Origin of the sequence: Paenibacillus sp. NPDC058898 (assembly GCF_049316025.1) — a bacterium.
Taxonomy (GTDB): domain Bacteria; phylum Bacillota; class Bacilli; order Paenibacillales; family Paenibacillaceae; genus Paenibacillus_AQ.
Map to the genome: position 1 here is coordinate 553026 of NZ_JBMOSM010000002.1, position 11279 is coordinate 564304.

Below are 11279 nucleotides of genomic sequence, written 5' to 3' on the forward strand. Positions count from 1 at the left end.
TCTCTTACCATAAGCTGGATTCAGATCTGCGCTTCACGATGGTATTTGTCATCCATAACAGCCCGAAGTTCACGATGGAGCTTATTAATCCGACGGCTGTGGAATAACTTAGGCTCGCTTCCCTCAAGCCCCTTCGGTAAACATAGGAGGCGATGACATCCGCCGTATCATAGATCAAAGGATTATAGAGCAGGATAATTTTCTCGTAACCGGAGGCCATCAATCCGCCGATCGCAAAGATAAACAGGATGATGATGACCGGACTGATCTGAGGCAGCGTAATGTACCACATTTTTTTCACCCTGCCGACCCCGTCGATATCGGCCGCTTCATATAATGATGGATCGATGGAGCTCATCGCAGCCAGATAAATGATGCTGTCCCATCCGATGCTCTGCCAGATTCCGGAAAAGGTATAAATCGGCCGAAACAAATTGGAATACCCGAGAAGGGATGAGTAGTCTTTTCCCGTTATGAACGAAAGCAGCTGCGTAACGACACCTTCATTGGCCGTAAAGATATGAATGATCCCGCACACAACCACCAGTGAAATAAAATGCGGCATATACGTAATGGTTTGAACGGTCCGCTTAAACTTGGAAGAACGAACTTCATTCAGCAGCAATGCCAAGATGATCGGTGCCGTAAATCCAAACACGATCCCCCACACATTCAGCAGGAGCGTATTCTTGACGACTCTCCAAAAATAGGGTCCGGAGAAAAAATCGATAAAATGCTTGAAGCCCACCCAATCGCTATCCGCGAAGCCCAGCAAAGGCTTGAAATCCTTGAATGCGATCATAACGCCCCACATCGGCCCGTAGCAGAAGATAATGAACCACGCCACGACGGGAAGGGCCATCAGATAGACGAACCAATTCTTTTTCAGGTCCTTTTGAATCAACCGCTTGGTATTCTTGGGCTCCGAGGGCATCCGAACATGGTCTATTTCCCTGTTTTTCCGTAATATCTCCATGAATCAACCACCTGTTCTTATTATGAAAACTATCGTTGGTTATACCGATCCAAGGCTGCTTGATGGAGACTTATGAATTCGTCCAGCCCCATGCTCTGCGCTTCCTTCAAAAATTTATCGTAAGCATCGACCGGCAATTCGCCCATAATGATCTTCGCAAAGTATTCTCCGCGCAGCGTCGATAACTGGTTTCCAAGCTCGGCTTCGCGCGAGGCTTCTTCTTTCGTGAACGTGATCGGCGGCATCGCCATGCTGGTATCCATGTTTTCCGTCCAATTCTTTCGGATATCTCCCGAATAGCTTCCTTTAGCCGAGATCAACGGGTTGGCGTGGTGCTCGTCGCGGATATTCGGCCAACTATGCCAGCGGTATTTCCAAAGTGTGACGTCTACCGGCTGACCTTCCGGATCATTGTACATATAACTGTTTTCAGGATAATAAGGCATTCCTTGCTCATCCACCAAGTGCACGGTACCGTACTCTCCGAAGTTAATGATCTCCCAGCCTTTTTTGGAATAATTGAAATCCAGCCATGCCATTGCAGCTTCGACATTTTTGCTCTGGGTGGTGATGGCCGCACTGGTTCCGGTTCTTTTGAAGTTTTTATAGGTGGTCGAGGATTTGTCTCCTTTGTTAAGTACAGGATTCAGCGCCCCCACGAAATCAATATCGTTCTGCACTTTCCAATAGCTCCACATCGTATCCGGTGAGTCCATCATCACGGCCGTATCATCGGATATCGCGCTAGCCATCCGTTGATTGAAATCAGCGGTTGCCCAATCCCGATTCAGCAAACCTTCCTTGTTCCACTGCTGCATGGTCGCGAGATATTCCTTGGCTTTCGGCTGCGCAGGACCCCATGCGACCTTGCCGTTCTCATCCAGGAAGGTCCAGTCCCAGACGCCATATGCACCATTAATGATGCCGGTAAAAATTTGACCGTACGTCGATCCGTAATTCAGTGGAGCTTTATATCCGACTTCCTTAGACTTCTTCAGGAACTCATACCATTCGTCTATTGTTGTCGGGACTGGAAGTCCCGTCTTATCCAGCGCTTCCTGCTTGATCAGCGTTCCGAACCAGATCCATTCGGAATACGGGGCGATGCCGTAGAAGCCCAGCAGCCTGCCATCGTCGGTCACGGTCGTTTTTCTTCTCGTTTCGTCCGAATTGCGCCACGCTGTATAGTTGGGAGCATGCTCTTCCATAAGGTCGGTCAGATCGAGGTAAGCGCCGTCATTCACCCCCGCTTCAAAGCCTCCCGGATAACGACCCGGGTCAATGATGATGTCCGGTAGCTCACCGGAGGAGATCATCAAGGTAAAGGCATCGGCTTCCTGCCCGACAGGCGGCGTAATGAAGTTCACCTTAATGCCGGTCAGTTTCTCCACCTGCTTCTGAACCAAGTGATTATTCATATCCGGGATGTTGGAGTTGGCAGGCATCCATACATCCAGCACCACATCGCCTTTGACGGGATAAGCGGAATAATCGCTAGGAATGACTTCTTCGAAAACGTCCCCAAGGTATGTATCATTCAGCGTGCTGTTTACCTCGTCGATTTGTTCCTGCGTTGGTGCTTTGTTGCCGCGTATGTCCCCGCTAATATCTTCAAAGGTCACCTCATTCTTCTCTTTGGAGACGCCCTCCTCCTGGGTTACGGTGTTATCGGGCTCATTCTTTGCTTTACCGCTGCAAGCGGTCACCATCGAAATGATCAATATGGATATGAATAACAGAGTGAAAAAATGCTTCATCGTTCTGTTCATGCTTAACCTCCCATGATATGAATAATTGACGAGCACCCCCAGCATTAGCGTCAAGAGGATCTATATTCCGTAGTTTTTAAGGGGCGCCAGTTTAAATCTTGCTATCTACCATTCTTCAATCGTCGGAGTGTCTAAGCACCCCCGTCTGAAATGCTGCTCTTCCTCATCACCATTCCAATGGATCCCCTTTCACATGTAAGTTGACGGTATTACCAACCTCTACGCATCCATTTAATACAATTATCCTGTATATTTAACCGAAGTATAAGCATACATATCTATTTTGTCAACGCTTTCATACATAATTTTCGTAACTAAAACGAGTCATTTTTTCAAATACATGCTTTTAATTTAGGATATCGGAAACGATAAATAAACACATATCTCTTTATACAAAGGGATTTTCGTTTGAAAAACACGATTTCCCGTTATGGATTTGCGATTCCTTCACGTTTCACTCTTATCCGTAACAAACCCCCATTCATTACACAAAATCCGTAATGAATGGGGGTTTATATAAAATCCTATGAATGTTCACTTCATCAGTGCGGCATTTGCCACTCCTTTGCCGCATCATTCTTCTCGGCAGTACCTACTCGTTTATGTTATGAATCCGCATACATGATTCTCCGGACGGTATCGGTATGGCCTCCGAATCACTGGCAGGGACACCGAATTCCGGGGTTCCATCCGGCTTCCAGTCGAACTTCTGGATGCGGGTCGATCGCAAGGCCGTATCTGCTCCAGGCGCTGGAAGCGCATGGTAGACGATCCAGTCCTCCTTGCCATCCGGTGATTGCGTGAAGCTGTTATGGCCGGTGGCATACACCCCGTTTCCCACGCTTTTGCAAAATACAGGCTCCATGGATTTAGTCCAGGAAAGCGGGTCCATCGGATCTGCGGTTTCATCCATCGTGAGCATTCCCAGCGCATAATCCTCAGACCAGGTGGTGCTGGCCGAGTATACCAGGAAGATGCGGCCGTTTCGCTGAAGGATGACGGGACCTTCGTTAATGGCCATTCCGCCTTGTTTTTCCCAGGATAGAGTCGGGGCCGTGAGCAATACATGGTCCCCCGTCAAGGTCCAAGGGTTCGACATTCTCATGATGTATATGGCAGAACCGTAGTCCGGAAAATGTCCGTACCCGGCATACAGGAAATAAAGCTGATTCCCTAAGGTCATGACCGTACCGTCCAGTCCGGGTACAGGGGTTGGCAGCGCGCCCTTCCACTCCCATTCGCCTTCCATCGGATCAGGCTCCACGTTCTCCAGCACGCATATTTGGCGTGACTCGTCGCCTCCTCCATCATTTGCCGTAAAATAAATGTACCATTTGTTATCCAAATGATGAATTTCCGGCGCCCACAGGTTATAACTATAGCGTCCGCCGGCTTCCGGAGTCCAGATCGTTTTCTTCCGGCCCTCCGCAAGGCCTGTCAAGGTCGTGGATTGCGTCAACTCCAGACGATCGCGTCTCGTCGACATAAAATAGTAATGGCCGTCCGTATGCTTCCATACCCAAGGATCGGCTGCTTGCTCCACAATCGGATTATTGAATGTTGGTCCATGTGGCATCTTCTTATCCCCCTCATCCCTTGAATTTCCTGGTTTTTGATCAACACTACGGCAATTCAAACCTTGACTCCCTTTAGCTCCCCACACCTCCCCCGAAAAGTTAAACCCAATCTTACTGATGTCTTCCAGCCTTGTCTATACGCAATTTAGGTGTATTTACCGCGTTAGTTTATGTGACATATCTAGTTATAGTGAAGTATTGATGGCCTAGCATCTATTACCTTCTGAAGAAAATTGACGGCGTTTCGATGCGTTTATTGGAAATTCGTTAGGTGCTGCACGATCAAAAAAAAGCTAATCCATTAAGGATCAGCTTTATCGTAAAATCGATCTCGCCAGACGAAACCCGAGATCCTCAATCCGAAAGGTCGGGTGGCTACGACGGCGGCATGTCACCCCGCAGCCCCTGGCCTCTTCCGCCCAGCTTCCGCCGCGGAATACTCTGTATGAGCCGTATACGTCCGGATCGTATATATCCCAACACCATTCCCACACATTTCCGAGCATATCGTAAAGCCCCCAGGCATTCGGATGCTTTTTGCCTACCACATGCACGGCGCCCCCGGAATTCCCTTCATACCAAGCGATGTCATCAAGCTCTCCGTAACGATAGCCATCACTCCCGGCCCTACACGCATATTGCCATTCCGCTTCCGTCGGTAGGCGGTACCCATCCGTCTCCCAGTTGCACACCACACGCTCACCATCTTCCGTGGCCGAATAACACTCGTCTAGACCTGAGTGCCGAGATAGCATATTACAGAAGTGAATCGCATCATTCCATGATACATCGACGACCGGAGCCTGCATGACATCAGTGAATCCTGCCGACTGCGACATAAGCGAGAAATATAACGCCTTTGTAACAGGAATCGGTGCAAGCTGAAAAGCATTTACTTCAACCGCCCACGAAGATTTGATTCGGTCGTCCCTTAATTGAATTTCGCCTGCTGGAATGTCTACCATCGGATATTCTTTTGGATTAAAAACTGGTACTGACAACCGTCTTCCTCCCGCTTTCGTCTCTTAGTTCAACCTGCTTAACCGTTCAATTCCCTGTTGTTCACTCGGCAAGAAAAAGAAATCGTTTCCCTTATTGCATTCATACATGAAGTCTTGCAAGCTTTGGCTCGGATAAACAGAAAAATCTCCGATAATCGCAACCTTTACGTGATAATTGATATACTTCTGAAGGATTTCGCCTGCAAGGCGCGTCTTCAAATCGAAGAAGGCTTCGCTAAATATCGACTGATTCATCACCATACGATGGCTGCCCGTTTCATATTGCACGGTTGCCATAAGATCCAATGCGGATTGGACATCCTTTATCAATATTTCATTGCTGCTTACGACCGCTATGGTTCCTCTATCTGTTTCAACCTTCTCGATATCCATAATTCCCTCCTGTTTGGGTAAGTCTTCTTACATAATCCTCACATATGTACCGGTTATCGCCGCCATTGGCCGGTGGAACGTTCGCTACTCTAAAGAAGCTCAGACCTATAACCATCGCCATCAGCCCATAGGCAGCGCTATGGGAATCCTCAACGGACATCTGTCCCGTCCGATTACCGTAATCCATGATCTTGGTGATGCCTTGGAGATCAGCCTCGTAACTCTTCGATACCACTTCCTGCAAATTGTGATCCAGCATGGCTTTTGAGAAAAACTGCACAAAGAGCTTGCCTTGATCTGCATGCGGGATATACATCTTCTCGACCCCATCCAGCTGTGACACATTAATCGTTTGACCCTTGTCATCGGTGAGCGGGGGAAGCATAAACTTCAGGGCAAGATCCATCATTTCCCCCGATGTCATGGTATGCTCAATGCCTGATTCGATCTTCAGTCCATAGTACGCCAAGAACGACTTGAAAGCTTCGATCGTCAATTGATCCTTATTCTTAAAATAATAAGTGACAACTCCCTTGGAGCAGTTCGCATGATCGGCAACCTTATCCAGGGTCATGCCGTCAATCCCATACATGCTGATGCAGGTTAACGTGGCATTAATGACGTCTGCCCTGCGTTTTTGTTCCATCCCTAATTTGGGCATGATTTCTTCACCTGTATCTTTGATTTTATTTATACTGAACAGTCGGAATAAAAAGAGTGTACACAAGAATTACACTTATTGTCAATGAAGGCTTATTAAGCGAGATGGCATCCAATGCCAAAACCCCCGGTCTTGTTCAAGACTGGGGGTTTGCTTCTTCTCAAAGTGACATTATCCCTTTCAGACGTTCTTCTTTCATGGACTGTATGTCGATCCTCAATGTGTTTCTATCCTTTTTTGAACACGCTTTTATTTCCCCGCCAAAAACTCATCTAACTGACGTTGTACCTCAGCTACATATTCATCAATGCCTGCCTTCTTTAGCTTCTGAATGGCCTTAGGATACGCTGTTTCAAAGTCCACAAAACCGGAACGTATAGCAGCTAAGTCCTTGCCAACGACTTCTTTCAGAGCTGTTTCGATAGATTTGACTTTCTCATTATTAAATCGGAAGCCCAATGAAGCGGATCGTACAGCCTGGTCATCCCAGCTCTTATACTTATCGATGGACTCTTGTGCCACATCCGGCCCGAACAATTGGTAATTTTGGTTTCTGAACATCCATTCATAGAAGAATTCGCTAGGGGTCAGCTTATTGATTCTTCCATCCACAATCTCGTAATCCTTGCCTTCGACGCCATAGAGGGCAAACTGGTAATTTTCCTGGGATTTATAAATCCAGTTCACAAACTTCATGGCTCCTTCCGGATTAGGAGCATTTACTGGTATGCCAAGAACTTCTCCGCCTGTGGCTGTCACATAGCGCGGTTTATCCTCGGCTAACAGGTACGTTTTAACTTTGGCATCCGGTGCATTGGCTTTGATTGTATTAATAATTTCCATTTCCTTGCCCAAAGAGCCTTCAACCCATAAATATAAGCCTGTCTGCATACGAGAGTCTCTCTCATTGTATTTAATGGTCAGATCCTCTGTATATAACCCTGCATCATACATTCCACGGTTAAACTTCGCTACTTGCTGGAAAGCCTCTGTTTCATAATAACTGTATGCTTTTTTACTGTCTTCCCCGAATACGACCAAATCTTCTACGGCGATCCAGTTATATTGTTCATCGGCAAAATATCGGGTTAAAGGTTTAAAGACGACATCGGCAGGTCCTTTCATTTCAGGAAACTTCTCTTTCGCCTTGGTCGCGAATTCTTTTAGATCATCGGCAGTCTTCAAGTCGGTCATCCCCACGGCTTCGAGAATATCCTGACGGACGGCAACCAACTGGTACATGGCCGAGGACGGTGCATATGCCGACGGAATGCCATGAATTTTCCCATCGATCGTTGCGCCTTGAAGCTGTTCCATCGGCAAAACTTTCAACATATCCTGACCATATTCCTGGATTAAATCATCCAATACCATGGCTTGTTTCTTGTTGACGATCGTCGAAAGGTCCGGGAGTCCGTCCCAATATAAATCGATCGGTTCATTTGCGGCCAGCATGATATCTTTTTGTTCCCAATACTGGGCCCACGGCACAAATGTGACTTCGACCTTCAGACCGAGATCGGCTGCCATTTTCTCTGCGAATTCGTTGTCTAGAAATTCGTTCATTCGGTCGCTTCGTTCCCCCGGATACAAAATCGTGACGGTTTCGAGCGCGGCTGCCCCCTCTTTTTTGCCGCTGCATCCTGCCATTACCGAAACAGACGCAATCAATAAAACCAACAAGATCAGCATTTTCCTTGCTTTCATGAAAGACCCTCCCTAATAAAATGGTTAATCTATGTTAAAAGCCTGAATTGGCCAATAACCACGCAGGTGTCTATTCTTTTACCGCTCCGGCCATAATCCCGTGCACGAAGTATTTTTGGATGTAAGGATACAGGAAAATGATCGGACCGATCGTAATGACCGTAATGGCCATCTTCACGGTTTCCGCAGGCAATGTGATGTTGCCTGATGCCCCTGACGGAATCCGTCCGGAGCTTATCGCATTTACGTTCGACAGGATGTTGTAGAGGAAATATTGAAGCGGAAATAAATCGCGTTCGTTAATAAAGATCAGCGCATGCCACCAATCATTCCAATATTGAAGCGCATACATTAATCCAACCGTCAATAGTGCGGTCTTGCTTAATGGAAGAGCGATTCTTACGTAGATCGTAAAATAATTGGCGCCGTCCATCTCGGCCGCTTCATATAAAGATGGAGAGATGCTTGCAAAGTACGTTCGCATCAGAAACATGTTCCATACGCTGAATATGGACGGCAGGATCAAGGCCAGAATGCTGTTCTTCAATCCGTAATAATTGACGCTGACCATATACCACGGAATCAAACCGGCTGAAAAGATAATCGTAAAGTTGCTGATGAAGGCGAGTACGTTACGGTATTTTAGCTTTTTTATGGATAGGGAAAATGCAATCATGCTGGTAATCAACAGAGCCCCGAACGTCCCCACAGTGGTTACAAACAGGGTCACGCCATAGGATTTGAGCAATTTCATTCCACTATTAACAAAGATATATTTATAGGTATCCAAGCTGGGGCTCAGTGGGATGATCGAATATCCGTTTCTCGCAACGGCCTGTTCCGAAGAAAAGGACACGCTTAACGTTAATACAAGAGGATACAGACAAACGAGTGCGAATAAGCCAATGAATACATAGGCAAAGGCTATCACCAATTTATCACCAAGCAATCTATTCTTTTCCATCATCAAAATAGACCCTCTCCGTCGTTTATTTTCTTAGCGGATTTGTTAGCAGCCGTAATCAGGATCAAGCCCATCAAGGACTGGAATAGCCCGATTGCCGTCGAGTAAGAAAAGCCCAGCGTACGCATCGACTGATAAACATAGGTATCGATGACCGTGACTTCTTCAGCCAGGACCGGGTTGTTTCCGACAATACCGTAAATCATCCCAAAGTCCCCGTAGAAGATTCGTCCGACGCTCAGCAAGCTCAAAACGATGATCGTCGGCTTCAGCATGGGCACGGTCAAGAAAAGAATCTGCTGCAATTTGTTGGCGCCATCCACCTTGGCCGCTTCGTATAAGCTCCCGTCAAAATTGGACATCGCCGCCATGTAGACAATGGAACTGTAGCCGCTCCATTTCCAGACGCTCGACAGAATGATGATCCACTTCCAATATTTTGGCTCCGAGTACCAGGAGATCGGCTCTGCACCGAAGAACTTCAAAATATGATTCGCTACGCCCACATCCGTGGAGAAAATTCCGTACAGAATCGCCCCGACGACAACCCATGATATGAAATACGGAAAAAACATCATGCTTTGAGCGATCTTTTTGTAGGCTTTATGCCGAATTTCATTGATCAGAATGGCAATGCTGACAGGAATGATAATGCCTAATATGAGACCGAAAAAGTTGATGTACAGCGTATTATAGGTTACCTTCCATCCCATGCTGTTTTCCGAGAAAAAGTATTTGAAGTTGTCCAGACCCACAAATTTGCTGCCGAAGATGCCGTCGACCACATTGAAATCGGTAAACGCCATCCATATCCCGGCAAACGGGATATAGGAGAACATGATCAGCACAATCAGCGCGGGCACGCACATGAGATACAGGATCCTGTGTTTTTTTATTTCATAGAGAAATCCCTTAACAGCCGAACTCATTCCATCACCCCTTTACATGTGATTACACGACTATACTGTAATGCCGTGTTGCAGCTTCATCTTTAGTTCATCCAGATCGATCACGGTACCGGTAATTCTCGCCTCTTCCGCGGCATAGGCCATCATATGACTTTCAACGGACATGTCGATGGAGGATCTGCTGCTGAAGTCGGCATTCCCCAGATTCTCCAAAAAGTCGTTCATCAGACCAGTATCGCCGCCGTTATGTCCGCCGCTCACCGTTGCCGGCCGAATGACGGTTTGCTGAACAGGTTCTGCCATATTGGAGTTAAAGCGGGTGACTTCAATAACATTCAAACTGTCATCCCCACGGATCTCCCCATGCTCGCACATGATTTTGAGCGTGCGGTACATTTTATTCGTAAATCCGCTCAAGTTAAACGTTGCCGTAACCCCGTTCTTAAACTCGATAATGGTCACCTGATGATCACACACATCATTGTCCATCCGATAAACGCAGCGTCCGTAAGGACTCGTTGCGAGCGCTTGGAGCAGTCCCTCTTCGCTTTGATCCGCCGAAATGACGGCAGCCGGCCATTGGCCCCTTACAGGCAAATAGGCTTTTCTTGCATCGAATCGGCAGTCCGCAGCTACCTTGCAGTCGAGGCATCGTTCCGCACTGCCTGCCGGTGCATTCTCCTCTTTGAAATATGTAAGGCTTCCGTACGAAGAGATTCGTTTCGCCCCGCTGTCCACAAGCCAGGATAGAATATCCATGTCATGGCAGGACTTCTGCATGATGATCGGACTCGCCAGATCGCTTCTTCTCCAATTGCCTCTTACGAAAGAATGTGCCATATGGAAATTGCCGATGTTCTCGTTGTGCTGTATGGTCACGATCTTGCCGAGCTCATTGCTATCGATGATTTTCTTGATTTCCGCAAAGAAGTTCGTATATCTGAGCACATGGCATACAATCACTTTCCGGCCTGTTTCATTGGCTTTTCGTTGTATTCTCAAGCTTTCTTCAGGACTTGGTGAAATGGGCTTCTCGAGCAAAATATCATAACCAAGATCAAGCGCCTTCATTGTTTGCTCATAATGGTCCTTGTCCATGGAAGAGATGATGACGGCATCGCAAATTTTACCGAGTCGATAAAATTCATCTACGGATGCAAATTGTTTCTCCAGCGGAATCTGAAACTCATCCGCCGCCGCCTTTCTTCTGCGGACATCCGGCTCGATTACCGCCACAATTTCCTCACTTTGGTAAGCATGCCTTGAATAGATCATGCCTCTTTGTCCTGCACCAATTAATGCTAGTTTCAACTCCATAACCTC

At 47.0% G+C, this 11279-nt stretch carries 10 protein-coding genes; all 10 read right to left on the bottom strand.

Annotated features, from left to right (window positions below; genetic code table 11):
* Positions 1-4: 4 nt before the first annotated feature.
* The 10 genes from ACOZB4_RS06775 to ACOZB4_RS06820 all read right to left on the bottom strand — a co-directional run bounded on the left by ACOZB4_RS06775 (position 5) and on the right by ACOZB4_RS06820 (position 11267).
* A complete protein-coding gene (locus ACOZB4_RS06775; protein ID WP_379406241.1) occupies positions 5-976 on the bottom strand; it encodes an ABC transporter permease in 972 nt (323 codons plus the stop codon).
* Between the two features lie 29 nt (positions 977-1005).
* Entirely contained in the window at positions 1006-2745 is a 1740-nt protein-coding gene (locus ACOZB4_RS06780; protein WP_379406240.1) for an extracellular solute-binding protein, read from the bottom strand.
* A gap of 592 nt (positions 2746-3337) precedes the next feature.
* Positions 3338-4321 carry a family 43 glycosylhydrolase gene (locus ACOZB4_RS06785; protein ID WP_379406239.1) on the bottom strand — a complete coding sequence of 328 codons (984 nt, stop codon included), beginning with the start codon at positions 4319-4321 and terminating at the stop codon, positions 3338-3340.
* Between the two features lie 315 nt (positions 4322-4636).
* Positions 4637-5287 (bottom strand): formylglycine-generating enzyme family protein, encoded by a 651-nt coding sequence (locus tag ACOZB4_RS06790; RefSeq protein ID WP_379406391.1) that lies wholly within the window; start codon positions 5285-5287, stop codon positions 4637-4639.
* 60 nt (positions 5288-5347) lie between these two features.
* Positions 5348-5716 carry a DUF4180 domain-containing protein gene (locus ACOZB4_RS06795; RefSeq protein ID WP_379406238.1) on the bottom strand — a complete coding sequence of 123 codons (369 nt, stop codon included), beginning with the start codon at positions 5714-5716 and terminating at the stop codon, positions 5348-5350.
* The gene (locus ACOZB4_RS06800) at positions 5697-6377 is read right to left on the bottom strand and encodes a TetR/AcrR family transcriptional regulator (RefSeq protein ID WP_379406237.1); all 681 of its coding nucleotides are present in this window, start codon (positions 6375-6377) and stop codon (positions 5697-5699) included. Before ACOZB4_RS06800 ends, ACOZB4_RS06795 begins: the two co-directional genes overlap by 20 nt.
* Positions 6378-6626: 249 nt before the next feature.
* The gene (locus ACOZB4_RS06805) at positions 6627-8084 is read right to left on the bottom strand and encodes an ABC transporter substrate-binding protein (RefSeq protein ID WP_379406236.1); all 1458 of its coding nucleotides are present in this window, start codon (positions 8082-8084) and stop codon (positions 6627-6629) included.
* 70 nt (positions 8085-8154) lie between these two features.
* Positions 8155-9051, bottom strand: coding sequence for a carbohydrate ABC transporter permease (locus tag ACOZB4_RS06810; RefSeq protein ID WP_339291507.1), 897 nt, complete (start codon positions 9049-9051; stop codon positions 8155-8157).
* Positions 9051-9977 carry an ABC transporter permease gene (locus ACOZB4_RS06815; RefSeq protein WP_076324239.1) on the bottom strand — a complete coding sequence of 309 codons (927 nt, stop codon included), beginning with the start codon at positions 9975-9977 and terminating at the stop codon, positions 9051-9053. Before ACOZB4_RS06815 ends, ACOZB4_RS06810 begins: the two co-directional genes overlap by 1 nt.
* A gap of 30 nt (positions 9978-10007) precedes the next feature.
* Complete coding sequence (locus ACOZB4_RS06820; protein WP_379406235.1) at positions 10008-11267, bottom strand: Gfo/Idh/MocA family protein; 1260 nt, start codon at positions 11265-11267, stop codon at positions 10008-10010.
* Between the last annotated feature and the right edge of the window lie 12 nt (positions 11268-11279).